Origin of the sequence: Sphingobacterium zeae, from assembly GCF_030818895.1 — a bacterium.
In the GTDB taxonomy this organism is placed as follows: domain Bacteria; phylum Bacteroidota; class Bacteroidia; order Sphingobacteriales; family Sphingobacteriaceae; genus Sphingobacterium; species Sphingobacterium zeae.
Window position 1 is genome coordinate 167,552 of sequence record NZ_JAUTBA010000001.1, and the last position, 24,279, is coordinate 191,830.

The 24,279-nt window shown below is 45.3% G+C and carries 23 protein-coding genes; 6 read left to right on the forward strand and 17 right to left on the reverse strand.

The window, feature by feature from the left end; genetic code table 11:
• Positions 1-31 precede the first annotated feature (31 nt).
• Genes QE382_RS00690 through QE382_RS00710 form a run of 5 tightly spaced genes read right to left on the reverse strand, consistent with a single transcriptional unit; the run spans position 32 to position 6,871 of the window.
• Positions 32-1,006, reverse strand: a complete 975-nt coding sequence (locus tag QE382_RS00690) for a glycosyltransferase (protein ID WP_307184287.1) — start codon at positions 1,004-1,006, stop codon at positions 32-34.
• A complete protein-coding gene (locus QE382_RS00695) occupies positions 1,006-1,734 on the reverse strand; it encodes a glycosyltransferase family 32 protein (protein ID WP_307184288.1) in 729 nt (242 codons plus the stop codon). Before QE382_RS00695 ends, QE382_RS00690 begins: the two co-directional genes overlap by 1 nt.
• Positions 1,731-3,257: a lipopolysaccharide biosynthesis protein gene (locus QE382_RS00700; RefSeq protein ID WP_307184289.1), complete on the reverse strand. Its 1,527-nt coding sequence runs from the start codon at positions 3,255-3,257 to the stop codon at positions 1,731-1,733. Before QE382_RS00700 ends, QE382_RS00695 begins: the two co-directional genes overlap by 4 nt.
• 10 nt (positions 3,258-3,267) lie before the next feature.
• Positions 3,268-4,341 (reverse strand): Wzz/FepE/Etk N-terminal domain-containing protein, encoded by a 1,074-nt coding sequence (locus QE382_RS00705; protein ID WP_307184290.1) that lies wholly within the window; start codon positions 4,339-4,341, stop codon positions 3,268-3,270.
• A 1-nt stretch (position 4,342) separates the two neighbouring features.
• Positions 4,343-6,871 (reverse strand): SLBB domain-containing protein, encoded by a 2,529-nt coding sequence (locus tag QE382_RS00710; protein WP_307184291.1) that lies wholly within the window; start codon positions 6,869-6,871, stop codon positions 4,343-4,345.
• Between the two features lie 271 nt (positions 6,872-7,142).
• On the opposite strand from QE382_RS00710, the gene QE382_RS00715 reads away from it, so the two are divergent.
• The 6 genes from QE382_RS00715 to QE382_RS00740 all read left to right on the forward strand — a co-directional run bounded on the left by QE382_RS00715 (position 7,143) and on the right by QE382_RS00740 (position 12,036).
• Positions 7,143-8,060, forward strand: a complete 918-nt coding sequence (locus QE382_RS00715) for a DUF5106 domain-containing protein (protein WP_307184292.1) — start codon at positions 7,143-7,145, stop codon at positions 8,058-8,060.
• Positions 8,060-8,533 carry a S24/S26 family peptidase gene (locus tag QE382_RS00720; RefSeq protein ID WP_307184293.1) on the forward strand — a complete coding sequence of 158 codons (474 nt, stop codon included), beginning with the start codon at positions 8,060-8,062 and terminating at the stop codon, positions 8,531-8,533. Before QE382_RS00715 ends, QE382_RS00720 begins: the two co-directional genes overlap by 1 nt.
• Positions 8,534-9,046: 513 nt before the next feature.
• Entirely contained in the window at positions 9,047-9,511 is a 465-nt protein-coding gene (locus QE382_RS00725; RefSeq protein ID WP_307184294.1) for an NAD-dependent epimerase/dehydratase family protein, read from the forward strand.
• A complete protein-coding gene (locus QE382_RS00730; protein WP_307184295.1) occupies positions 9,477-9,959 on the forward strand; it encodes a Rossmann-fold NAD(P)-binding domain-containing protein in 483 nt (160 codons plus the stop codon). The genes QE382_RS00725 and QE382_RS00730 overlap by 35 nt, the downstream gene beginning before the upstream one ends.
• Positions 9,960-10,134: 175 nt before the next feature.
• Positions 10,135-10,404 carry a PqqD family protein gene (locus QE382_RS00735; protein WP_307184296.1) on the forward strand — a complete coding sequence of 90 codons (270 nt, stop codon included), beginning with the start codon at positions 10,135-10,137 and terminating at the stop codon, positions 10,402-10,404.
• Between the two features lie 3 nt (positions 10,405-10,407).
• A complete protein-coding gene (locus QE382_RS00740) occupies positions 10,408-12,036 on the forward strand; it encodes an ABC transporter ATP-binding protein (RefSeq protein ID WP_307184297.1) in 1,629 nt (542 codons plus the stop codon).
• A gap of 10 nt (positions 12,037-12,046) precedes the next feature.
• Here QE382_RS00740 and QE382_RS00745 read toward each other — a convergent pair whose 3' ends face one another.
• From QE382_RS00745 to QE382_RS00800, 12 genes are all read right to left on the reverse strand, one after another.
• A complete protein-coding gene (locus QE382_RS00745; protein ID WP_307184298.1) occupies positions 12,047-12,442 on the reverse strand; it encodes a hypothetical protein in 396 nt (131 codons plus the stop codon).
• A 76-nt stretch (positions 12,443-12,518) separates the two neighbouring features.
• Positions 12,519-13,928, reverse strand: coding sequence for a tyrosine-protein kinase domain-containing protein (locus QE382_RS00750; RefSeq protein WP_307184299.1), 1,410 nt, complete (start codon positions 13,926-13,928; stop codon positions 12,519-12,521).
• Positions 13,925-14,920: a GumC domain-containing protein gene (locus tag QE382_RS00755; protein ID WP_307184300.1), complete on the reverse strand. Its 996-nt coding sequence runs from the start codon at positions 14,918-14,920 to the stop codon at positions 13,925-13,927. The genes QE382_RS00750 and QE382_RS00755 overlap by 4 nt, the downstream gene beginning before the upstream one ends.
• Before the next feature lie 6 nt (positions 14,921-14,926).
• Complete coding sequence (locus QE382_RS00760; RefSeq protein ID WP_307184301.1) at positions 14,927-15,721, reverse strand: polysaccharide biosynthesis/export family protein; 795 nt, start codon at positions 15,719-15,721, stop codon at positions 14,927-14,929.
• 56 nt (positions 15,722-15,777) lie between these two features.
• On the reverse strand, positions 15,778-16,869 hold the full coding sequence (locus QE382_RS00765; RefSeq protein ID WP_307184302.1) for a nucleotidyltransferase family protein: 1,092 nt from the start codon (positions 16,867-16,869) through the stop codon (positions 15,778-15,780).
• Positions 16,856-17,965, reverse strand: a complete 1,110-nt coding sequence (locus QE382_RS00770; protein WP_307188002.1) for a glycosyltransferase — start codon at positions 17,963-17,965, stop codon at positions 16,856-16,858. The genes QE382_RS00765 and QE382_RS00770 overlap by 14 nt, the downstream gene beginning before the upstream one ends.
• A 35-nt stretch (positions 17,966-18,000) precedes the next feature.
• Positions 18,001-19,107: a glycosyltransferase family 4 protein gene (locus tag QE382_RS00775; RefSeq protein ID WP_209577248.1), complete on the reverse strand. Its 1,107-nt coding sequence runs from the start codon at positions 19,105-19,107 to the stop codon at positions 18,001-18,003.
• Positions 19,104-20,243 (reverse strand): glycosyltransferase family 4 protein, encoded by a 1,140-nt coding sequence (locus QE382_RS00780; protein WP_209577246.1) that lies wholly within the window; start codon positions 20,241-20,243, stop codon positions 19,104-19,106. Before QE382_RS00780 ends, QE382_RS00775 begins: the two co-directional genes overlap by 4 nt.
• Entirely contained in the window at positions 20,209-21,501 is a 1,293-nt protein-coding gene (locus QE382_RS00785) for a hypothetical protein (protein WP_307184303.1), read from the reverse strand. The genes QE382_RS00780 and QE382_RS00785 overlap by 35 nt, the downstream gene beginning before the upstream one ends.
• 4 nt (positions 21,502-21,505) lie before the next feature.
• Positions 21,506-22,615 carry a glycosyltransferase family 2 protein gene (locus QE382_RS00790; RefSeq protein ID WP_307184304.1) on the reverse strand — a complete coding sequence of 370 codons (1,110 nt, stop codon included), beginning with the start codon at positions 22,613-22,615 and terminating at the stop codon, positions 21,506-21,508.
• On the reverse strand, positions 22,524-23,402 hold the full coding sequence (locus QE382_RS00795) for a GT-D fold domain-containing glycosyltransferase (RefSeq protein WP_209577239.1): 879 nt from the start codon (positions 23,400-23,402) through the stop codon (positions 22,524-22,526). Before QE382_RS00795 ends, QE382_RS00790 begins: the two co-directional genes overlap by 92 nt.
• Positions 23,399-24,274: a beta-1,6-N-acetylglucosaminyltransferase gene (locus QE382_RS00800; RefSeq protein WP_307184305.1), complete on the reverse strand. Its 876-nt coding sequence runs from the start codon at positions 24,272-24,274 to the stop codon at positions 23,399-23,401. The genes QE382_RS00795 and QE382_RS00800 overlap by 4 nt, the downstream gene beginning before the upstream one ends.
• Positions 24,275-24,279: the final 5 nt, after the last annotated feature.

Consider the following 24,279-nt stretch of genomic DNA (forward strand, 5'->3'; position numbering starts at 1 on the left):
TCCTTTTAGATTGTAAACCACTATTCATATTTTATAATGCCATATTTTTAATTTTTTTAATCTTCCAATATAAAGCTGGCATAAAAGCGATAATAAAACATGATAACCTTACTCTCGCTGAAAGATTCTTCAGCAAAAGAATAGAAGAAAGATGCTTCGTTAATAATTTTCTTGCTCTTTCATCCTCATAAGTTATTGCCAATAGTCCAATATTTAGCAACTTAGCCTGATAATTGGGATTTATAAGATGATTATAGCCTTTTGTTTTAAAAAAAGATTCCCGTAAATCAAATATCGCTAATGTATCATTAATTCTTTGTTGTGAGATTTTTTTGGTTATACTCGCTTCCCGCTGCCTGTAAAAATAGAGTGGCTCTCGCGTATATGCTAAACGATTAGTATTGGCATACAACTCATGGATAATATATTCATCTTCATGGAGCACGCCAACGGTGTATCTTAAATTATTCCAGACACTAATCTTATACAGCTTATTCCACGCAATTACATTTTTGGGTATCCAGCTTGGATTGTATAGATTGTTAAGCATATATTCTCCGGTATATACATCTACTGAGTGATCGTATTTTGGTTGTTTAGTAGGTGGTACAGAAGTAAAGTTGGTGTAGTCACACATAGCGATTGAGGCGTCAGAATCTAATAAAACCTGTAAAAGGTTACAGATAAAATTCTTATCTATGACATCGTCTGAATCCACAAATGAGACATATTCGCCATTTGCGAGATCGAGTCCCTTATTTCGGGCATCTGAAAGGCCTCCATTTGTCTTATTAATTATCTTAATCCGAACATCATTCTTTGCATATGCTGCGCATATGTTGCCAGAACCGTCAGTTGAACCATCATTAACTAAAATGATCTCCAGATTGCTATAAGTTTGATCAATTACACTTGTAAGGCATTCAGAAAGGTATGGCTCCACATTATATACAGGAATTATAATGGAGATCAGTGGCTCCTTCAAATTACGACAAATATTTTCCATCAGTTCTTCAATCTACCATAAAAGGCAACAAGCCGCTCAAAATTCTTCTTTCCCAACAACTTAAGCAGAAATTCATTTTTGTTCCACTTGCGCTTGCTAGGCAACCAAGAACCAGTAAAATGATGGATGCAATAGGTATTGGGCGTGATATAAATCTCTTTTGTTAACCAACTCTTTGGACAAAAATAATCACTCGGATAAATAGTGCAATACCCTTCTATCTCTTGCAAAGAATTTTGGATTTTAAGCCCTTTTTCTTCCATAATTTGGGTTATTATTTCCGTATTTGGTGTTATATCTATAGTTCCATCTTTCAAATAAAAGCTTCTATGATCATAATATTTTAAAAGCTCATTCACCCATAAGCCATTTTTCTCACTACCCATTAAACCTGTAGTTAACCGATCGTTATCCTCAAATCCGGAAAATGCAACATGGTTATTAAGGAAATTATCTAACGGCTTTAATATCTCCACATCGCTGTCTAAATAAATTCCGCCAAATTCTCTCAATACATACAATCTACATACATCAGCAACGAAAGCAAATTTACGTTCTGCATACGCTTCGGCTGCGAATGGATATAAGTTAATATCAAAATTATCTTCATTCCAAAGTCGTCTTTCATATTCTGGCAAATATCTTTTCCACGATTCGATGCATTTTAATACTAAATCCGGCATCTTACCGCGACCAAACCAGCAATAGTGTATTATCTTAGGTATCATATATTAAATTTTCCTTTTAATTGCAAAAATAGCCTGTTCAATACAGATTTATCAAATAAGACAAATGAACTTACAGTCAATAAGATGACAGTCAAAATTGACAGACTTAAGATCAATCCTACCCAATCATCAATTGCTATCAATGAAAGATATTTCCACAAATAAGCAACGAGTATCAGAAGTAAAAAACTACCCAAGCCCTTTGCTATACGCAAATAGAAATATAACTTATCTTCATTCAAACATCTAGCAGCATAAATCGGAGTAAAAGTAAGGTGGCTAAACATCCCTGTTAGAAGCGCGCCTGTTGGAATAGCATAAAGACCCAACTTAGAATATTTACACAATAAAATGACAGTGGTAACACTTAAAATAGAAATAAAAACACCCCAAAAAGAAGCAATCCTCAACTTATTAGTGATAACAAAAACATGGTGTATAGTCTCAATCGTTCCATGTATAATAAAGGGTACCAATGTAATAACCGATAGCAAATAAAGCTGTTCGGAATTTTCATGTGGAAGCCAGAGCTGAAAAAACTCTTTTCCAAAAACAAAGAATACAGCAATAGGAAGTAATAATACAATAAAAATCGCTTTGAAAGAAAAGTCCAAATTAGTTTTCATTTTAATTAGATCGTTGTTCGCATATGCCCTTAATAATTCCGGGAGAAACAGCGGAACAATAATACCCAACAGCATCTGCAGCGCCATAGGCACCATTTTAGTCAACGATAGTACACCCATATCACTTGCGCCAAAAAAACGATTTGCAATTATAAGATCCAATTGGGTATTTATAACGTTGGACAGCGCTAATACAGAATTCCAAACACCAGCCCCGACCAGAGTAGAAATAGCTACCCATGAGAAATCGCCTATAGAGAAAGCGATCTCAGGCATTAACCGCTTAGTAAGTTTGTAATTTGCATACATAAAATATACTGCCGAACAAAACGATGCAATACCCAAAAAATAAATACGCGGAGTGAAAAAATAAAACAGCAAAACAATGATTAATAATCTGATGACATTCATCACAATATTAATAAGCGCTAGTCTGTCAAAACGATTGAGCGCAAATGCGCTCACTGAGAAAATAGAAGAAGAAACATTAATGACCAAACCCAAAAAGACAAATGCGAATAATATCTTCACATCAAGTTGAATATTTAACGGGATATCCAGTATGTTTTGTGCAAAATAACAGAACAATCCACCGGTTAATATGAAGAAAAGTGATACTAAGAAATTACCGAATAGAACAGAATTGAAATATATATTAACTTGCTTTAAATCTTTTTTTTCAAGGCTTATCGTTATAAAACGGCTCGACATAGAATTCAACGCAGTTGTCAAAATCCCGGCATACATGATAAAATTAGTAGATAAGGGATAAAACCCGTAAGCTTCTTTCCCTAAGGTTTCAACAAGATAGGGCGTCAAAAAAAAAGTTAATCCCACCCCTGTCAAAGCACTCATGCAGTTTGACAACAAATTCACAAAAAAACGCTTCAAATCCATCTAAACAATATTAACTAGACATTAGATCCCTAAAAGATTTAATACCTAACAAAATAATTACACAGATGAAAGATGCTAAGATCCCGCCTATAACAAGACTTTTAAGCTTCCCTGTCTTTATAATATGAAGTGGATAAATAGGCTCATCTATAACCTGAATAAGCGGTGTTTCTTTGAGTAAAGCCATTTTGGACATTTCTAAATTTTGCACGAGTTGTCCTAATATCGCCTTATTTGTTTCTACAGAAAATTGTGAACGCTGAGCTGGAATTAAACGCTGCGACTGCTTAGTTGGATTAAGGTTAGGAGTTACATCAACAATTACTGCTGAAGATGCAATAGCGCCATTCATCACTGCACGTACCGAATCAGCCTTTCGTTGAAGAATAACGATATTATCTAAAGATTTCTTTGTTTTTGTTGTGATATAGAAACTATTGACCTGATCGACAATTGCCTCATTAAACTCCTTTGAAAAGACCTCGTTGGGAGATATGACATCAACCTTGATAATTGAAGACTTTTTGTCAAGATGACCAACTTCTAGATTACTTTTATTTATATTTTGTACAGTCTGTTGAAGAATACTATCTCTAAGACGTGCCTGCTGAGAATTTGAATTTTTCAGGAAGTCAATATTCAATAATTCTGGATTAGATTTTTCCCACTTATTCCGTTCATTTGTTAATGATAAAAAACGGTCTAAAAGTAACAATGAGCTGTCGCTAGGAGATCGCTGAAGAAGCGCCAACTCAATCATTTTCCGTGATTTATACAATTCAAACAGATTATCACCTTGAAAAATTCCACCTCCAGATGGGCCTAGATCCACACCCGCGAGCGCAGCAAGTCCTGCCATTTGGCCTAACCCACCGCCATTACTTTCACCTGACTCCAAAACAAATGTTGTTGTAGATTTGTAAGTTGGATGTTGCAATTTTGCATACAAGTAACCTATACCCCCACCTAAAATTCCAACGATAAATATAATGTACCATTTTAAAAGTAAATAGCTAAACAATTTTCCCAATTTCAAGAAAATCTCCTTTAAGCTAATCTGTTCCGTAATCTTTCTCTCACTCATACTACCTCAATAAACTAACGATAATAGCCGCCAAAGAAGCAATACCAGTTCCTAACCCTACCCAGCCCTGCGCACTCATGCGTTCTCGAGGTGCCCGCTTAGGAACAATAATTTCTGCCCCCGGTTTAACTTCGGGGTAGCCGCCATCTTTACCTTTTACGGCACCATTCGCATACTGAACAAATACTCTTTTCTTCAAAGCATTGTCGGTAAAGCCTCCAGCTTGATTCACATAGTATTTTAAGTTCTTGCCTTTAACATAGACCACATTGTTTGGATTCAAGACCTCACCAACAACCTTCACTGTTTCTAATTCCTTGGGTACGCTAATAATATCGCCATCTAAAACCAAGAGATCACCTTTTTCATAAGGTTTTTCTAATATTTTATTCAACTCAATACCCACCAGATCACTCGTTTCAATGTCCGATGCTGACGTCCCTTGTTGTGATACTTTTGCTAAAGCGCTACTTTTTGCTTGAGTACCATCATAGTTTCTTCCTACACCCTGATCTAGGCTCGTATCTTTTTGATTGCTTTCTTCACCCAGCCTATCCTTTTCCAGTTCTTTCTTCAATCGCTCCTGCTCCTTTTTTTCAGCGGCCTGTAATTTAGAAATACCGGTGCGTTTTAATGAAGCACCTTCGGTATAAGCATAAGTAGTCAAGCCACCTGCACGCTTGATAATATCTGAAATGCGTTCATCCTCACGCGAAATCGTGTAGTAGCCTGGATATAATACTTCCCCCTCAATCTTAACCTGACGTTGGGTCCGGAAACCCGCATCACCCAAAACGGAGATAACATCGTAAGGTTGCAGTGTCATATTTGGATCGGTAAGCACACCCTCTTTAATGTCCACCAAGATAGTATTCGATGAGCGGTGATCGGTTACGTCCAGATTTTTGATGCGTCGGGCGATTTCTACCCTAGCATTCTTAGCACCCTCGGTCAAGCCGCCTGCTTTCTGAATAAGATCGCCCAGTGTTGCATTGCTGGCAAAAGGGAAATCACCCGGAAAGCGAACCTCGCCCTGAACAGTAAATTTGTATTCGTCTCTTAGATCAAAGATCGATGAAATCTCAATCTTATCTTCCCGCTTTAATGGAATATCGGCTGCAGTTCCTGCAAGGACATCGCGTACATTGAAATTGATCAATTCGGAGGTATTGTCTGCTTTAAGACGATTAATAATACCGCGTTCCAAGAAAGCATCTTCACGCACGCCATCGGCCATCTCCAGCACTTGCTTTAATGTCATGCCTGGCTCTAAACCAAATATGCCTGGACGAAATACTGCCCCTAACACGCTAATACGATTGGCAAAACGATCCAAAATAGGTTCTACAATATATTGATCGCCACTTTTGGGTGTGTAATTGGCAAATTGGTCGGCGTAGATATCTTGTACACTCCGCTCGCGGCCTGTGGTCTGCAACACTTTAACCTTGGCACTATAGGCATTTTCGGTAAAATCCCCCGCATAACGCAAGATATCGGAAAGGGATTCTCCGGGTACGGTCTCAAAAATGGCGGGGCGCTTAACTTCGCCTTCAAATTGTACTCTGGCACCGTAAACGGGGATATGAATAATATCTTGATCTTGTAGACGGATGTTTCCTTGTTGAATACCATTGGCTAAAAAATCGTACACATCAATCGTACTGATCACTCGATTGCCGCGGATCACCTGGATCTTGCGGTAGGTACCATTTTTATTGGGACCACCTGCGGCATACAGTGCATTAAACACGGTTGCTAACGAAGGCAAACTGTAGGTGCCCGGTTTTGTAGCTGCCCCCGTTAACGTTACACGAATGGTACGGATGTTACCAATATTAACGCTCACCTGCGTACGTCCTGAACGTATTGCCGGGTAAGTACCGCTTAAGCGTTGTTCAATTTTACTTTTTGCTGCAGCAATGGATAAACCAGCCACATTGATTTGCCCGACATATTCTACTTTAATGGTTCCATCGGGACTTACGGGAAGCTTGTAGGAGGCTTCGTTATCGCCTGTGATATCTAATAGGATCTCATCGTCGGGACCAATAATGTACGAGCTAGGTGTAGCCATACGGAGATTGGGCTCAAAAGTGATGGCGTTATTCTTGAAAAGGTCTGAGCCAAAAATCTTGAGCTTACCCTCTTCATTATCCGTCGAATCCCTTCTATTCGTCTGATTATTTTGCAAAGAATCTACATTGGAGTAACCATCCACCTGGCGGCCATTGCTGCGCGTATTGCGCGACTGGCTGGAAGAACCTTGTGACGTATTTGGCTGCTGCTTTTTACGTTTGATATCCGCCAGACGCTCTTTTAATTTTTGGACTTCGACAGCTGAAACGCCCTGTGCACGCGCAAAGCCATCTAACTGACTTTCGTCATACCCCATTAAAGCGGCCTGTTTGACATACTGTTCAATCTGTGCGTCACTAAGATTGTCTACTTTTATATTGGCAGGATTGGTCTGTGCGTGTACTGTACCCACAAATCCTGCTATGCATAACCATAATATTATTCTTTTCATCTATACCGCGGTATTTGCCGCAAAATTAGTAAAACTATTTAATTAAATGATTGAAACATTTTCTGAATCGGCGTATGGTCCTAATTTGGCACTAAATACCATTTGCTACAGCCTATTGTAACGAACGTAAAAACAAGTAAAGTTGCTACACAATAGGGTAGCTGGGCAATCATCATATTACTTTTTTTATTTAACGAAATAGTTAATCCGTTAAGAAGGCTTATATTTGCTTATTCGGCTATTTACGAGGTCAATAGACTGATAAATGATAATGAATAACTTCAAAATGAAAAATGTTTCGACAGCACTCTTCCTAGCGATTAGCGCACTCCTATTATCCTGGTCCTGTACGGGTACGAAGAAGGAAAACAAGGAATCGCCCCCCCAAAACACCTTATCAAGCAGTGTGTCGGATAGCGCCTTATTTCATTTTTGGGATCAATTTGATATGCAGGATACGGCTCTGGTCAAGAATCCGGAAAAAGGGGAACAGCAATTAGCCGATTTTCTGGGGCTCTTAACAAAGACACCTGACTCCGCCACAAGGGATAAGGCGGCAGCAATCATGCTCGACAAAGCCAAAGTAAACCGCACGAGTTTTGACTATTTCATCAAACAATACGAACACTATTTGTATGATGGCAATTCGCCCATGCGCAACGATATCGCCTATGAGTCGGTATTGCGCTACCTGATCAATACAGCTGTACTCACTGATCTGGAAAAAGAGGGCTACCGCCCAACCTATAAGCTGGTACGCCAGAATAGGGTGAATCAGACAGCAACCGACTTCAGCTTTGAACTACCCAACGGACAGAAGCAAAAGTTGTCGGAGACGGATGCCAAATTTATGCTGTTAATGTTCTACGATCCGGACTGTTCGCATTGTAAGGAAACCATCCACCAGCTTCGCGACAACCCGCAGCTCGTCCAGCTGTTTACACAGCTGCAGATACAGATCGTGGCAATAGACCCATGGGGCGACCGCAGCAAATGGAAGCAGTACCAATCGGAGTTGTCGTATCAATGGATCAATGGATTGGATACTGATCGCCAGATTTTGTCGGCCAACCTATATGACCTTAAAGCATCGCCAACGATCTATCTTTTGGATGAGCACAAAAAAGTGTTGTTAAAAGATACGTATTTGGAAAACGTGATACAGTATTTTGCCAATGCCCATAAATAATGCAAGACCAAACGGGAAAAAATAAACCAAAGATTGTCTCCAACGCAGCCTATTTTGCTGAAGTGCAGCGTATGCTGCAGGAAGGCAAAGAAGTCCGCATACGCATTAAGGGACAAAGTATGCGTCCATTTATACAGGATGGAGATACGGTCATGCTACGGGCCTACCAAGGGCAACCGCTCCCACTTGGCAGTAATATACTCGCCAAAGACAAGGGAAAATTTGTGTTTCACCGCTTGGTAGGGAAGAAAAAGGATCAATATGTATTGGCGGGCGATGGCAATCTCGTCCTGCACGAGCACATAACGGAAAAAGACATCATTGCGGTTGCTTATATGCATTACCCACAAGATAAAGAAGCAGCAATAGCAATCCACCAGCCCTGGCCAAGACTGCGGGGCTTGGGCTGGTACCACATCCGTTTGCTCCGGCGTATACTCACAAAATTTAAATCGCTCACTCCAAAGAATTAAGCTTAAATTTATTGTACGCCAAGCAATTCCACGAATAAAACAATTTTAGTAAAACTTTTACGCTTTTTAAGTGTTCTCAATCAATTATATTTCCGAATAAAACATAAAATACAGAAGTTGCCAATAGCACATCAACCACTGGAAACAAAACAGACTGATATCCACAGGATTACAAAAAATTCGAAAAGTAGTGTAGCATTTTGGATAGATTTAACGTTGAGTAAATAATTATAAATTATTAAATGTATATTTGCATCGATTATACTAACTATAATTATGAGGGAAGAAATTTAGTTAACAAATGTTACGTACCATAATATGCAATGTGTTAATCTATTATCTCTACTCTATATTGGTTCTAGATTGTTAAATAATCTTAAGCCATAACGACAAATTGTTTATCGGGAAGTGTAAGAAAAGAATTTTCAAAAAGTCATATCAAGTTTAGCATGGTGTTTTTTCATTTAGCGGTAATTAGCATTTAGCAGCATAATGAATAAGGGGTTGAATAGCATGAAAGTATTAGTTTTAGGAGGAAGTAGCGGCTTCTTAGGAAGTCATTTAAAGAAGAAACTCAAGGATCCAATTCAATGTGAATTTGTGTCCATGAGAGATTTAAGTTGGTCAAAGGAGAACTTTCCAACCGACTGCATCATCAATTTAGTAGGCAAAGCGCACGATTTTACAGGAAAGGCAACGGAAGAGGATTTCTTCTTTGCAAACTTTGAGCTGGCAAAAAAAGCATTTAGTATATTTATTTCCTCCCAGGCGAAGTTATTTATACATATCAGCTCCCTCGCCGCCATTGAAGAGGTAGAATCGGCCAAATCCCTCTCGGAAAATGCGAACTACAACTCCGTATCACCTTACGGTAGATCTAAACAAGCTGCTGAGGAATGGCTGTTGAGCCAAAAAATTACCTGCAGACAAGAAATTGATTATCTTGCGTCCGCCCATGGTGCATGGCGCAGGCGATAAAGGTAATTTAAAACAGCTATTTTCAATTGTCAGTAAAGGAATTCCTTATCCCCTCGTTCGATTTAAAAATAAACGCTCTTTTCTGTCAGTTGATAATTTCTGCTTCTTTGTCGAACAGATTGTTTTACAGCATGCAAAGATCAATTCGGGAATCTATCACCTGTCCGACGATGAAACCTTATCGTCAAATGAAATCGTAAACATCATGAAACAGGAAACAGGTTTAAAAATCCCTTGTTTCCCCCTACCGAAAAGTATAATTTCATTTCTATCAAAAATTGGCGACCGCAGTAGCGTATTTCCATTGAATACCTGGCGGCTAAAAAAACTAACCAGTAATCTGGTGGTTTCCAATAAAAAAATAAAAGTGGAACTGGCAATCGAACGGCTACCAAAAACAGCAAAGGAAGGTCTTCGAGAGACCATCAGGGCATTGAAGCAAAAGTAAATTGAAGCATGATTAAATCGTGTGTCAAGGCAACCCACACATCACAGCAAATCACTGAAAAAAATATAAATTGTGCCTTAAATACAAGCCTTTAATATTGTATTTAAGGCACAATTTATTTATGTTTGATAATATAGCCCCATGGGGCTATTACTTATTATAAAAGTTAAATAGTATGAAATTAAGATCAGATTTAATTTTAAGAACCATAGGTTCGGATCATTTAATTGTGGACCCGAGCCAGGATATGGTAGACTTCTCAACCGTATATACCCTCAACAGCTCGGCGGCCTGGCTTTGGGAAGAGCTCAAAGGAAAAGATTTCGATACGGACACCATTGTGGAGTTGCTCCTTGAAAATTATGAGGTCAGTAAAGATCAGGCTGCATCTGATGCAGCAGTGTTGCTCCAGGATTTTCAAAAACAGGGATTGCTCGAAGAATAGCAAATGAACAGCAGCAGCCTCAAACAGCACCTGCGCTGGGCCTGGTCCATTAGCAAAGGGTATCGAAGCCGCCTGTCGCTTTATTTTATATTGGAGCTGATCTGCATCGTCCTCTCCCTGCTCTTTGTGTACTTGTCCAAGAAAGCGGTCGATACGGCAACGATGCCGGGCCAACTGCCACTGAAATGGCTGCTGATAGGCATCATAGCCACCATTACCCTCAACGTTGGCATCAAAGGTTACTCCGGGCGACTGATGGAACGCATCAAACTGATGCTGACGCTGGAACTGCAGCGCAACATGCTCGACGCCCAAATGCTCTCCGTCTGGAAGCTGATCAAAAACTGGCATACGGGCGATATTCAGATCCGCATACAAACGGACTGCGAAGAAGTCGCCAATACCATCGCCAATACCCTACTGTCTTTTGTATTGACCGCAATACAGTTGCTGGCCTCGGTCGGATTCCTGTGGTATATGGATCCGATGCTGGCCCTGATGATCCTGGCCATATCACCGCTCTTTGTCTTTTCGAAACTGTATTTCCGAAAAATGCGCAAGCTTAGCCAGGAAGTTAAAACGGAGGAAAGTAACTTCGCTAACGTGCTGCAGGAAAATCTCCGCTTTCGCCTCCTCATCCGCGCCATGAGTGCTTTCCGAAAGAGAAGGGCAAAATTGACCGAAAGCCAACAGCAACTTTTCGCACTAAAAATGCGCCAGATAAACTTCTCCACATATACGCAGGGTGCCATGAAGGTGGCCATGAACGCCGGGTACCTCGTGGCTTTTTGTTGGGGAATCTACCGCTTGCAATCGGGACTGATTTCTTTTGGTACCATGACGGCCTTCTTGCAGCTGGTGGCCCGCATACAGTCGCCCATCCTCGCTTTGATCGCTTATATCCCGGGCTTTGTCCGGTTCCGCGTCTCCGCAGATCGCCTACTGGAACTGCAGGCCGGTGAAATGGAACCGCAAGTGCCACAGCAGCGCCTGCAGCACACGCAGGAGCTCCGCATCAGCGATCTGTCGTTTCGCTATGAAGACAAATGGGTGCTGCAAAATTTGAATCTTTCCCTGAAAGCGGGTGAACCTACCGCTATCATCGGGCCGAGTGGAAAGGGAAAAACTACCTTGATCCGGTTGCTGCTCGCATTGCTGAAACCCGGAAAAGGACAGATTACACTTCGGGACCGGGATGGTGAGCGGCCGCTGTCTGCCAGCCATCGCATCAATTTTGCGTATATACCGCAGGGCAATTCGCTCTTTAGCGGTACAATTCGTGAAAATATACTACTGCACGCCAATGAAAATCATTCTTTGGATATAGACGAAGCCTTACGCATTGCAGGCGCTGAATTTGTCTTGGATCTACCGGATGGCATAGACACCTACATCGGCGAGTCTGGTATCGGGCTATCGGAAGGACAGGCGCAACGCATTGCCATAGCGCGTGGATTGATGCATGATGGGGATATTTGGCTCTTCGATGAGGTCACCTCGGCCTTAGACCGCGCAACGGCTGATGCACTGATACAGCGCTTATTGGACTATGGGAAGCCTAAATTGTGCCTCTTTGTGACGCACGACCTTCACTTGGCTGAACGGTGCCAGCAACGCATCTACCTGGATTAAAACCGGGCAATCATTTGGCTTTCTTGTGTTTGATATGGAGAATATCGATCTGATAGGTCCTTTCTGCATAATGGATCAATACTTCGAGATCGTTAATTTTATTGGTCAGAATCTGCTGAAAATGCAGCAGCTCTAGGTTTCGCTTTTTGGCCGCCGCCAGTTCGGATGCTAGTTTCGCGATTTTTTCTTCGGCCGAATGATGGCTGATGTCGCCTGCATAGCCGCTCTGTTCGAGCGTCAGGTCCAGAACTTTCTCCGGATTGCGTTCTCGCATGGCTCGTTTCACCCAGCTCACAATGGTACGCTTATCTTTAACCTGGCTGCGCTGCATGGCTTCTTCAACGGAAATCCGCCCCGTGAGCACTTCACGGGCAACTTGTAACATAAATGCTCTTCTATCTTTCATTAGCATGGTTTCTCTTACTGTCTAATGTGCTAAAAAGCCGCAACCGACCGGTAGGGTACGGTCGCGGTGCGCATATTTATCGGTGCTTTTTGCTGCCGGTAAAGCTATTTCGAATGGAACGAAGCAGTTTACCCCAGCCATTTTTTCGCTCATCCCGGCCATACCCATAGCCGTAACCGTAGCCATAACCGTAACCGGACTGCCCCAACTTGAGGCCATTCAGAATAATCGCCAGATTGGAAAGTCGCTTCTCGGCATAGATTTTTTGGATCTCCGGCAACTGCCGCTTATCCATTTTACCTGCCCGGATAACAAATAAAGTCAGGTCAGAAACACGGTCTACCACTGTGGCATCGGCGACAATGCCGGTGGGTACGCCATCGATGATAATGTAATCATAGCGGCTACGCAAATCGGCAATCAACTGGTCCAGCCGCTTGCTCAGCAAGAGCTCTACTGGATTGGGTGCCTCCATGCCAATGGAGATATAATCTACGTTTTCACCATGCAAATTGTAATGGATAATGGCGTCCAGTTCGAGGTTGATGTCGGAAAGATAGTGGCTCAGGCCCTTGCCGTGTATAATGCCCATGCGGTCACTCAATGTTCCCTTACGCAGATCCATATCCACAACGATCACTTTTTTATTTAAAAAAGATAAGGTGCTGGATAGATTCAGTGACGTAAAGGTTTTCCCCACGCCCGGAATAAAGGAGGTCAGGGTAATGGTCTGCGGATGCTTACCCTCCCGCGACATAAAGCTCATATTGGTACGCAGGATGCGGAAAGCCTCCGTGAGGGGGTCTCTGCCCATACCGCTCACCAAAATGTTGTGCTGCGATAAACGCCGATTGTTGACCAATGGAATTTCGCCCAACAGCGGTACATCAATGGCCTCCTCGATATCTTGCCGACGCCGAACACCGGTGTCGAGAATGGACAGGGTCATAATTACAATCGCGGGCAATATCAGGCCTATGCCCATCCCTAAGCCCAACTTGCGCATCTTGCTCGGGGCAACGGGATCGTACGTCACAATGGCTGGATCGATAACGCGGATGTTGTCTTCGGTCATGGCCTGGTTAATGGCATTCTCCTCGCGCTTGTTCAACAAATACAGATAAAGTTCTTCTTTTACTTTTTGCTGCCGCTCTACAGAGAGCATCACCCGTTGCTTTTGCGGTACCTGCATCGCTTTGCCGCGTGCAGCTTGCTCTTCTTTCTTCATATTGCCGGCCTTGATCCTTAATCCGCCGATGGCGTTGTCTACTGCCCGCCCGATATTGCCGCGCATGGACTGCAAGGCCCGGTCCAGATCCTGAACCACCGGATTGGCATCACTGCTGCCTTCAATAAGGCGGTTGCGACGAAGCAAGGTCGTGTTGTAATCGTTGATTTGGGTTTCTACATTGGCATCTACCAGTCCGGTATTGTTTGGAATCAGCTCATTTTTCTTACTGCCGTCGGCCAGATAGCCGCGCATCATCTGCGCAAGGTTGATATCGGTTTCTCTACTTTGCTGCGCTCGGCCTGATACAATCGGCTGTCTTCAAAATAGGCTGTGCCCACCGTGGACGCATCCATACCCTGATTTTGTGTCCGCAGATTTTCAATATTTGATTCCACGGAACCCAGTTCCTGCTCAATGATGGCCAGCCGCTCCCGAATAAAATTAGCGGTGTTTACGCCAATCTGGTTTTTGTCCTGCAAGGCGACTTCATTGTACACATTGATCATCTCCCCAATAAGGGCGGTGGCACGCAGCGGATTGGTATCCTCTGCAACAACCTGCAGCAGGGAGGCATCTTCTTCCATCTGGGTAATGGTAATGGTCGAGATAAAATAATTGACCATACGCTCCAGCGCAAACTTCTCTACCTTGATCTCTTGCTCCGGTAGTGCTTTGCCGGGGGTTAGGGCCGACTGCACCGTAACCTGCCCAAGGGGGGTGTTAACCGGTTTGCCTAAGGTGGCTTTCACCTCCAACGTGGCTTCACCGTGGCTCCAATTGCTCAACAATACTGCCGTACCGCCAACTGGTGTGACCGTAAAGGAAAAGGAATCCTCAGGCTTGGTATGGGGTACGCTCACCTTGATTGGACTAGCCGTGTAAAGCTCGTTGCGTCGCAATCCTGCGGCAACCGAATAGCTCATCTCGGCCCCGATACGGGTAACCGTCTGCCGCATCAATTCTTTCGACTTGAGCTGCAGGATCTCACTGGCCACGCTAATGGAATTATAGGCTTCATTGGTGCGCGAGATGCGTGCCGTACGCGGGGTATTCATCGGTGTTTTGATGATAATCGTTTCGGCACTGCGGTAGATAAACGGCGATTTGGCGTACTGATAATAGTAGTACGACCCAAAAACAAGAATGGACAGTGCAAACCATTTCCAATGGTAGAGCAGATGTGCCAAAACATCCAGCACATTGATCGATTTGTCTTTCTGTAACTGATTATAGTGTGTTGTTTTCATCGTTGACTATTTAAGCAGGTTTATGGCGGTCAAGATCACAGTAACGATACCTGTAGCAATGGTGGTGAAGCGCCAGCTCCGATCTTCGCGCGGTGTATTCTCCGCAGCGATAGGCTCTACATACACAATATCATTTTGCTGCAGGTAGTACGCCGGGGAATCAAAAATATCCTGCGACCCCACATTGGTCAGCATCTTTTTTCGGACGCCATTTTCTTCACGAATGACCGTTACACGGTCTGAAGCAGCATTGCGGGTGACTCCGCCAGCTTTAGAAATGGCTTCAAGCAAATTGATACGCGAGTCGGGCACATCGATAATGCCTACACGGTTGACTTCGCCCATCACGTTGACCTTAAGATTGAGCAGTTCGACTTTCACAATGGCATCTTTGATATAGCCACCGTCGGACAAGCGCTGCGACAGCAGATCGCGAACCTGCTCCAGCGTCAACCCTTCGAGGTGCAGGTTGCCCAGGATCGGAAAGGTAATATTGCCCTGCTGATCGATGAGGTAACTTGGACCGCCGGTACCGGCCGAGCCGCTACTCAAACCATTTTCCTTCTCAACAACCGTGTAGCTGCCGCCCATCACATTGAAAGGTGCGGCGAGCTCGGGGTTTTTCGCGCTCACGGTAATGCTAAGCCGATCGCTCTGCTGTAATTTTAACATCGGTACTTCCAGCGCCCGGTAGGCTATATTGGGTACCATGTCATTGACATAGACCACTTTCTTGGGTGACATGCACGAACTCAGTAGGCTAACACCAAGTAAAATCATTGCTAAAATTTGTCTTTTCATATCGTAATAATCGTTTGTTTTTATATGCATATGCCGTACGCGGCTTCTAAATTGGATTATGCGCCGCGTCGGTTTAAAAAATGAATAATCGGGAACCAGAAAGCTTCTTTCGGAACGTAGGGAAAATAGCGGACAATACGTCGCAGTATGGCTTCGGTACGTCCTTTACGCGCCAAAAAAGTGCCGTCAATACGTTGTACATAAGCTTCATCGTAAAAACCAAAGTTGCCGCTCTGCCACACTTCCTGAAGGATATCCATTCCGGAGCCGCCAGCAGGGCTGGTAAACGGAAGTTTGTCTTTTGCCAAGCCAAGCTCATTGACCAAAAACTGATGCACCGGAGCAATCCAGCGCAACAGGCCGATCCTGCGGTAAAGCTGCTCTAACCGCACGCCATCCAGCAGGTGCCGGTAACGGTGATAAAGTGCCGCCAGGTCGCAGAATTGACGAAGCCCAATGCCAAAAGCCAGGGAATGCTTGAGAATATGTGCCGTCACCTGAACAACTTGAACCTGTGGCGCCAACACGGCGACGTCCTGCCCGGATATAGACAGGGTGGTATCGGGGAAATCCTTCCTGTACTGGTTCAATAATCGCTTGCAAAAAGGATTGTGGAGATCGAAAAGCCGGTCATGCAGATCCATTTCACTTGCTGTCCAACGATACACCTGCCCGCCAACATGGATGCGAGGGATGCGGTTTTTGATGAGATGGAGGCCTGCCAGGGTACACTGGCGCGTGGTTTCAAAATACCAGTCGATATCGCCACAGACGCGATGTTCGGGAAAGCGGTAGCTCTCCGCGACGCCCTGCCCCTTCAACAGCAGTGGACTGAGTTTACGCTTTTTGAAAAAGGCATACTGCTCGGCAATCTGGCTATTGGTACGGCGATGGCTCCGTTCGATCCGGTCAATCTGCACCGACCATTTGATCTGCAGCTGACGCGGCGGCAAATGGTCCTTGTCTAGGCACAAAAGGCCGTCGTAAACAATCCCTTGGACGGTCTGCTCGTTCGCCCGGCGATAGAGCCCGCTCCACTCCGCATCGGATAAGGGAAAGAACTGCTTTTCGTTATGTTGCTGTTTCTTGCCCCAAAGTCCGCTGCGCAAGAGGAACAAGAAGGCCGCTTGAATTTTAGTATTTTTCATAAATCCTCCTACATTTTGCGATCATTTTCTCGCGTGTAAAATTTGCTAGATACCTCTTCCGTCCCCCCTCGGCATAGGTTTGATAACACCACGAATCGGTTCCGATCTGCTGAATGGCAGCAGCCAGCGCTGTTGCATTTTCGGGGGCAACGACGAGTCCCGATACCTGATCTTGGTTGACCCAGCTGACACCGGAGCCCGGTATTGCGGTCGACACAATGGGTTTGCCGCAAGACATGGCCTCGATCTGCACAATGGCAAAAGCCTCGGTTTTCCAGATGGAACTCAGGCAAAAGATATCGGCAGCGCCAAAATAGGTCGGAATGTCATCATCGGACACAAAGCCAACCATACTGACACGGTCCTGCAGGTTGAGGTCCGCGATAAGCTGATGAAGCTGCTCCTCCAACGGCCCCTTACCACCAATGATCAGGTGAAAACGCGCATCCAGCTGCTGCATCGCCTGGATGAGGTAGGCATAGCCCTTGTACTCCACAAGCCGACCCAGGGAAAAGATAATGGTCTTGCCCGGATAGCGGCTTCTGAGTGCTGCAACGGCTGCCCCGTCGTAGCCTACCGGATTGACACCAATGGGAATAAAGTCGATTTTGGCCTTTACCTGTTGTAAAAAGGGCGACTGCTCGACATAAACGGGGGTGGTACCTACAATCTGTTCGGCTCTGTTGATCAGCCAGCTCTGTAAGGGCTTATAGAGTTTGAGCAGGTTCTTTTGTTTTAAAATATCCGAATGCCAATGCAACACAACCCGCCCCCGGTAGCCCGACAGGTAAAGTGCCAGACTGGCCATCGGATCGGGATGGTGAATGTGAATGATATCATATTGTCCAGCAATTTTCCGCAGCTTGGCGATCATTGCCGGAGCCAACATGGTGCCTGCAATTTTAACGGAGGTATGCACAACAAATAACCGCGCATAGGGATTTACCTGTATTTCGGCGGCAGGATGATCTTCGGTCGATGCGCAAAGCATATCACAGCATACTCCGCCCTCGGATAAACCGAGCATCAGGTCGTACATCACTTTCTCTACACCGCCGCGTATGGGATAAAATTTTCCAAGTTGTAATATTCTCATCAATTTTTTTGCGTTTAACAGTTTATGAATAGCTATTATTTTAAAAGCGTATGAAAGAGATCCGTCCAGTTTAGCGCAAAGGGTTGGTCCAATGGTTCCTTAGCCACAGCCTTCAAAAAAGACCGGTCGCCGCGCATCAGTGCACCCATTTGTGTTGCTAAAGCCTTTGGATCGTCGGGATCAAAGAATGACACGCATTTACTCCCTGCCGCCGTGTCGTGTGCATAGGGTAAATCGGCTAAAAGCATCGGCTTGTCATAAGCGGAAAACTCGGTAATGGGCAGTCCCCAGGACTCGGCCTTTGATGGAAAAATCAGACAGTCGCTGCCGGCATAGTAATCTTCGAGCTGCGTACGGCTCACAAAGCCCATAAAATGCAGGGATTTCAGATGTCCCCACCTGCGGTGCAGCCACTGTGCGTATGTATTTTCATCGCCCTTCACCGTCAGATGTACTGTAAAGGGCACCGTATCCTGCTGCTCGAGCAGTGCTGCTGCCCGGCAGATTACTTCAAAATTCTTGTGACTGTTGGGCGACCCGGCAAATACAAAGCTGAATACGCCCGGCGCCTCCTTCTTTTGGCAAACCGCATGCTGCTTGGCCGATAACTCGGGTGGCGCAACAATAATTTTAGTGCGAGGAACTGCAAACAGCCGATGAAAGGCTTTGCGCAACCATTGCTGCTGCACCACCAGATAATTATTGCGCCGAATATTGGGCTTGTAGATATATGTACTGAAGAGCGCAAGCAACGCGATCTTGGGTGCAAAAAAAAGATCGTGCGCCTTCCAGCGATAAAAAGGAAATGCATTATGGCAGTATACGGCCCGGCGCTCGGCAATCACCGACGGACTGGTATCGTGCAGCGAAAACCAAAGGTAAACGGGACCGATCTCTTTTGATATCGAGCGCATGGACACATATTCATAATAGAGGCGGTTGACCCAGCGTTTTTTGGGCCACTGCGTTTCGATATATTCGATATGCGGGAAATCGGCCAGTGAACGCTTGTATACAAGTGCAATAACACGGTAGTCGCCCGACTGAGCCAGCACAGAAAGGCAAGCCAAACATTGCTTGAGGATGGCCAATGGGCCTGCCTCCACCAGATTGACGGCAGAAATAACGATCGTTTTGCTCATCGCTTCTCTCCTTTCATTAAGCGCTCAAACAATAAAAGCCATTGGCGCATAATACGTTCCGCATCGAAATTTTCGGCCATTTCCCATGCTGCCTGGCCCATCTGCTGGCGGAGCACACCTTTTTCCATGAGCCGGCAGGCCTTATCGGCAAAATCTGCACGATCGCCTTCGGCAATCAAATACCCATTCTTACCGGGTTTAATAATATCGCGGGGCCCACATTTGCAGGCGTAGGCAACCATGGGCAGACCGCTGGCCTGAGCCTCCAGCAGTGTCATTGGTAGCCCCTCGTAGCGCGAACTCATCAAGACTAATGAGCTGTGCATATACGCTTCCATAATGTGTTTGACTGGCGCGTGGAGTGCAATCTGCCCGTCCAATCCCAAAGCATGGATCTGGGCCAACATATCGGCTTTCAAGGGACCCTGCCCATAGATATCGAGCTTCCAGTCGGGACAGCGCGCTTGAATATCCTTCCAGATCTCGATCAGCTGGTCAAATCCTTTCTGATAATCAAACCGCCCGACAGCAATAGCGCGTTTCTCGGTAAGCGCTGCCCGCCGAGGTACTGAAAAGGTATTGGCGTTGGGGATAACGACACTATTTTTCAATCCCTTCCAATAGGTCAGGTCTTCATGGGTGAGCACCACAAAACGATCGTATTTTTTGGCCAAGGCCAGATCATGGCCACTGCGCCAGGTATTGACTAATTTCCAGAGTCCTTTGCGACCGTATTGCAGCCGTTTAAATCTTGAAAAGTGAATTTCAAGGACTTTCTTGCTCCCATCGGTGATGTCGTGCAGAAAACTAACATCGTGATCAAACATGGAAATGACAATATCGGCCTTTAAGGGCATAAGAACTGCTTCAAGCCGCTCGCGATGGATACGCTGCCGACGCTTATAGGAAAGTATTTTACGAAAAATGCCCAGTCCCGCATCGTCGGTATAATTGATCGCAAGGTCTACCTGGCAGATCAAAGGATCGAGTTCAAAATGAGGTGCACGTGCTTTTTGATCTGTGGTCACAACAGTCAGTTCATGCCCCATCCGTGCCAGGTAGTTGGCCTTATTGGCCAATACGCGTTCCATGCCGCCAGCATTATATGTTCCCAAGATGCAATAGACTATTTTCATTTTCGACAGTAGATTTGGAAGTGAACAAAGCGCCCTGCACGCCTTCGACGCAATAAAACAGGGCATAAATCAGAAATATATCGGTAGAGACTTTAAACCAGATGACAAACGAGAAGGCCAATAAAGACAGAAACAACAGCTTATATTGGCGGTACCTCGACAGGAATGACAATCCATGGTAGATAAAAAAGCCAGCAAAGACACTGAATCCAATTAGGCCACAATAGAGTATAAAACGGCAATAGCCAATGTCGGTGTTAAAGATCCAGCCGTCAAAAAGGCCTGTACCGATGAGCCAGGTGCGGGTATCTGTGGGCCAAACCCACATGTTCATGCTCAGTTTGTCGGTCGAATCGGTTCGAAACTCCCCCGTCTCGTAATAATTGAAGAAGCCTTCGAAAGCAAAGCGCATATATCCCCGGAAAAGCTCATTGTGCGCATAGAAGTACATGGAGATCAGAACGGCCACCAGCAGCAGAATAGTAAGAACCGTAAAGAAACGGACAAACTCTATCCGGATAATACGGTGGAATAGCCCCGTGGAAAAAAACATCGCCAGCAGCCCCATCACCCCGCCAATGGACGTGGTCCGCGCCATAATATTGCCCAGAATAAAGATGGCAAAGAAAACAATCAATAAAAGGGCCGTCAGCAATAGGGGCTTTTTCTGAAACAGGTCTCGTGTAAACAGCGCGGAAAGCATGATCAAAACGATCGAGAACCGCACGCCGGCATTATCGAGGGAAGCACCGATGCCATACAGGCGGTCTACCTCCTGCGCGAAAGCCTGTCCCTGCTCGATATAGCGATCGACCAGAGACTGCACCCCCGGCGAGCTATCGATCCACAAGGCCAATATACACTGCGCCAGACAAACAGCCGCGAGATAATACGTGAGGATATGAAAATTGATATAGCCATGCACCTGACGGATGGCCATAATGACGGTATAACCCGCAAGAAGCCATATCGCAAAACTGAGGTAGTAGGTAGCATAGGCAAAGTCTTCGGTGCGGTTGACATCGGTAGCAATGTAACAGACCAGCGAAAAAACGAGAGCTAAACCTGTCGCCGAAAACAGCGGCCGGCTAATTTCGACCCGTTGGGCGCGAAACAGTTGCACGAACAGCAAGGGTGCACCAATACCGGCCAAAATAATTTTAGTATTGACACTGGGCGGTAGAAATGTAAAGCCGAACGAGAAGAAATAGCAGCTGACCAACAGGCCAACAAAAAAAATCAGTAATCCTTTTATCATAGCGCTATTTATAGATGATACCATAGAAAACCCGTAGCAACAGCAGATGATACATCCGTACTGCCCAATATTGCCTTTTGGAGGCAAACCATTGTAAGAGGCGTGTATGCAGCGACGCCGAGCGGTTTTGCAGGATATAGCGGTCGGAACTGCTAAACCAGTTGGTCCAGCGGATATAATCTGATTTTTGCCCCGTCACCAGCAAAGGCAATTTGATCGTCAATTTGAGAAAGTCGATTCCAGGCCCGATAGCCGATGCATACTGACTTGCCCCAAGGTAGCGCTCAATCTCGCCGATATTGGTTTCTACTTCGCGCATATGCTGCGTGGAGAACGTTTTGCTGATCGAGCCGGCATTATCCTGCCGGTAATGATACAATACGCGGTCCAGCAAACAGATGTGCGTGGCATGGACAAATAATTTTAGCGTAACCAAGAGGTCTTCGCCCATATTGGCTCCGGGTATAAAGCGGATGGAATACGCCTCATAAAGCGACCGACGCACCATAAATAACCACAGATTCCAGCGCATACGCCCCGCCAGCATGGCCTGTATGGCTTCCAAAGGAGTTGCACATGTGGGCTGCAGCATGGTACGCTCGCTGTTTTGAAAAACAAGGCACCACTGAAAGTATACGATGTCCGCTCCAGTACGCAAGGCTTCTTGCACACAGCTTTCTACCGCATCGGTCTCCAGGCTGTCATCGGCATCGACATATAGAATAAACTGGCCCGAAGCATGATTCAACCCCGTATTACGGGCTGCAGACACGCCTTTGTTTTGCGGATGGGAAATAATTTTGACTGTAAACCCTTCTCGACCGTCCACGGCATGGGCAAACACATGCAGCATCGCCAAGCTAAGGTCGCTGCTGGCATCGTTGACACAGATAAATTCGATATGCCCATAGGTCTGCCGACGTAAAGACAGTAACGTGCGTTCGAGGGTGTCTTGTGCGTTATAGACGGGTGTGATAATGCTGACTAAGGGTAAAATTTTCATCATATGCGTGTTGGATACATTAGGGTGTAAAAATTCGGCTAACAACCTCTTGCTCATACCGTTGATCTGCCCGGTCATGCTGCTTGTTTCCATCCTTGACTTCATTGACATATTTGCCGGGGATAGCTACTTTTTTGGGGGCACGCTGCAGGAACCATTCGTATTCGATATCCACATGCCCAATATCCAGGGCGCGTAACCCCAGGTGCGAAAGATCATAAGCAAGCACCGTAGCCGTGGGGCCAAGTGCCAGCAGCACCAGGTCATAGGCTCTGCCTACGCGCTCCGTTTCCAGTAGCAAGGCATCGTAACAGCTAAAGGCTTGCTGCGACAGGGTAATAATACGGCCGATAGCCGATGCCCCTGAAAACAGGTCGTTGCCCACGCCCAGGCGGCTCATTTCACCTTCGACAATTAAAATGCGCTTGTCCTGCCAGAGTTGCTTAAGCTTCGAAAAGAAGCTAACGCAATGCGATTTATCCTGCCAATCCATATAAGGCCGTGTCACACAGGCATCGTAATAGGGCCTCGAGTAATTGAAGTAAGGGATATATTTTCGGTAATGAAACACCACAAACTGCCGCCAGAAAAAACTTCCCTGCGCATTGAGATGCTGTACCGAACGCAGGCCATAAGGGATGCAGATCATGCATACCGCACTGTTGCTGCTCAGAATAGCACGGAGACGCTGCGAGAGCTCGTCGTCCATATCCTGAAAACCCAGGTGCTCGGTCTGATTGATCATATGAAATTCGCCATCGCCAAATCGGGCCATCGAAAGGTTGGACTGGAGCAGCTTATCCAAAGTTTCCATAGGGGTATGAATCTTTGGAAAAGGCAATAGCAACCTGAACAGGCGATACCGAATGGTCAAATAGCAACGTCTTATTATATTCATTGTACTACAGTTGAATTTGAAGTCTGTTTACCACATACCCGTTCGACCATCCGATCCACGAGCTCCATGTTCTTTCCGTTAAACTTGCGGGCAAACAGCAGATCGGAAGCAATCAGGCGATCAAAGTCGGCGCTGGTCCATTCGGTCAGTTCGCCCTTATGCCAGCCGATCATCCGTTGGCAATCGTGATATTCGCTGTTGGTATGATGCCGCTTCAACCGAAAACGGGAGTTCCAGCAAAGGGTCTGGATAAAGATTTCGTCGCTACAGAAGGTATGTCGATACATCTTGAGCACTGCACTTTTGTGGGTCAGGAGATAACGGACAAATGCATCGGTCACGCTGACCCATTGGGTACCTTTTTTGAAGATCACATCTTGGTTGCGGTATAGGCCAAACAGTCCCTGCAAGCGCAAACTGAAGGCACGTGCAGCCCGGTACCAGTAGGCAGAAAGACCCTTGCCGGCTCTAAATCGGTTTGGATAAAAATGGATCCGCCGTACTTTTCTGTCGATCTCCTTGTCGCAGTTGCCCTTTTGGAAACCGATGAACTCCTGCCCCTGATGTGCCGCAAAAAAAGCATGAATCTCATCCTGACTTTTGAGCGGAAGATCTACGCCCGACAATACATGGTAGTAAGCATACTGCTGCTGTGCAGCAGCGGTTTCAAAAAGCCGATATTCTGCCGCCACCACAGAAACATCGCCCCAATGCACATCAACGCGTGCGTTCAATACACAAAGCCGCGCATGTTGCGTGCTGAGCTCGGGCAATTGCGCTACCTTTTGATCAAAATGGATGTAGATGTCGTTGCGCTTATCGTCCAGGCAATGCACCAATTTTTGGAGGACATCAAACTCGTTATGCGCCAAAATAA

Coding starts and splice junctions, on each gene's coding strand:
- QE382_RS00690 (WP_307184287.1), bottom strand. CDS start 1,006: ATGGAAAATATTTGTCGTAATTTGAAGGAGCCACTGATCTCCATTATA.
- QE382_RS00695 (WP_307184288.1), bottom strand. CDS start 1,734: ATGATACCTAAGATAATACACTATTGCTGGTTTGGTCGCGGTAAGATG.
- QE382_RS00700 (WP_307184289.1), bottom strand. CDS start 3,257: ATGGATTTGAAGCGTTTTTTTGTGAATTTGTTGTCAAACTGCATGAGT.
- QE382_RS00705 (WP_307184290.1), bottom strand. CDS start 4,341: ATGAGTGAGAGAAAGATTACGGAACAGATTAGCTTAAAGGAGATTTTC.
- QE382_RS00710 (WP_307184291.1), bottom strand. CDS start 6,871: ATGAAAAGAATAATATTATGGTTATGCATAGCAGGATTTGTGGGTACA.
- QE382_RS00715 (WP_307184292.1), top strand. CDS start 7,143: ATGAATAACTTCAAAATGAAAAATGTTTCGACAGCACTCTTCCTAGCG.
- QE382_RS00720 (WP_307184293.1), top strand. CDS start 8,060: ATGCAAGACCAAACGGGAAAAAATAAACCAAAGATTGTCTCCAACGCA.
- QE382_RS00725 (WP_307184294.1), top strand. CDS start 9,047: ATGAAAGTATTAGTTTTAGGAGGAAGTAGCGGCTTCTTAGGAAGTCAT.
- QE382_RS00735 (WP_307184296.1), top strand. CDS start 10,135: ATGAAATTAAGATCAGATTTAATTTTAAGAACCATAGGTTCGGATCAT.
- QE382_RS00740 (WP_307184297.1), top strand. CDS start 10,408: ATGAACAGCAGCAGCCTCAAACAGCACCTGCGCTGGGCCTGGTCCATT.
- QE382_RS00745 (WP_307184298.1), bottom strand. CDS start 12,442: ATGAAAGATAGAAGAGCATTTATGTTACAAGTTGCCCGTGAAGTGCTC.
- QE382_RS00750 (WP_307184299.1), bottom strand. CDS start 13,928: ATGATGCGCGGCTATCTGGCCGACGGCAGTAAGAAAAATGAGCTGATT.
- QE382_RS00755 (WP_307184300.1), bottom strand. CDS start 14,920: ATGAAAACAACACACTATAATCAGTTACAGAAAGACAAATCGATCAAT.
- QE382_RS00760 (WP_307184301.1), bottom strand. CDS start 15,721: ATGAAAAGACAAATTTTAGCAATGATTTTACTTGGTGTTAGCCTACTG.
- QE382_RS00765 (WP_307184302.1), bottom strand. CDS start 16,869: ATGAAAAATACTAAAATTCAAGCGGCCTTCTTGTTCCTCTTGCGCAGC.
- QE382_RS00770 (WP_307188002.1), bottom strand. CDS start 17,965: ATGAGAATATTACAACTTGGAAAATTTTATCCCATACGCGGCGGTGTA.
- QE382_RS00775 (WP_209577248.1), bottom strand. CDS start 19,107: ATGAGCAAAACGATCGTTATTTCTGCCGTCAATCTGGTGGAGGCAGGC.
- QE382_RS00780 (WP_209577246.1), bottom strand. CDS start 20,243: ATGAAAATAGTCTATTGCATCTTGGGAACATATAATGCTGGCGGCATG.
- QE382_RS00785 (WP_307184303.1), bottom strand. CDS start 21,501: ATGATAAAAGGATTACTGATTTTTTTTGTTGGCCTGTTGGTCAGCTGC.
- QE382_RS00790 (WP_307184304.1), bottom strand. CDS start 22,615: ATGTCAATGAAGTCAAGGATGGAAACAAGCAGCATGACCGGGCAGATC.
- QE382_RS00795 (WP_209577239.1), bottom strand. CDS start 23,402: ATGAATATAATAAGACGTTGCTATTTGACCATTCGGTATCGCCTGTTC.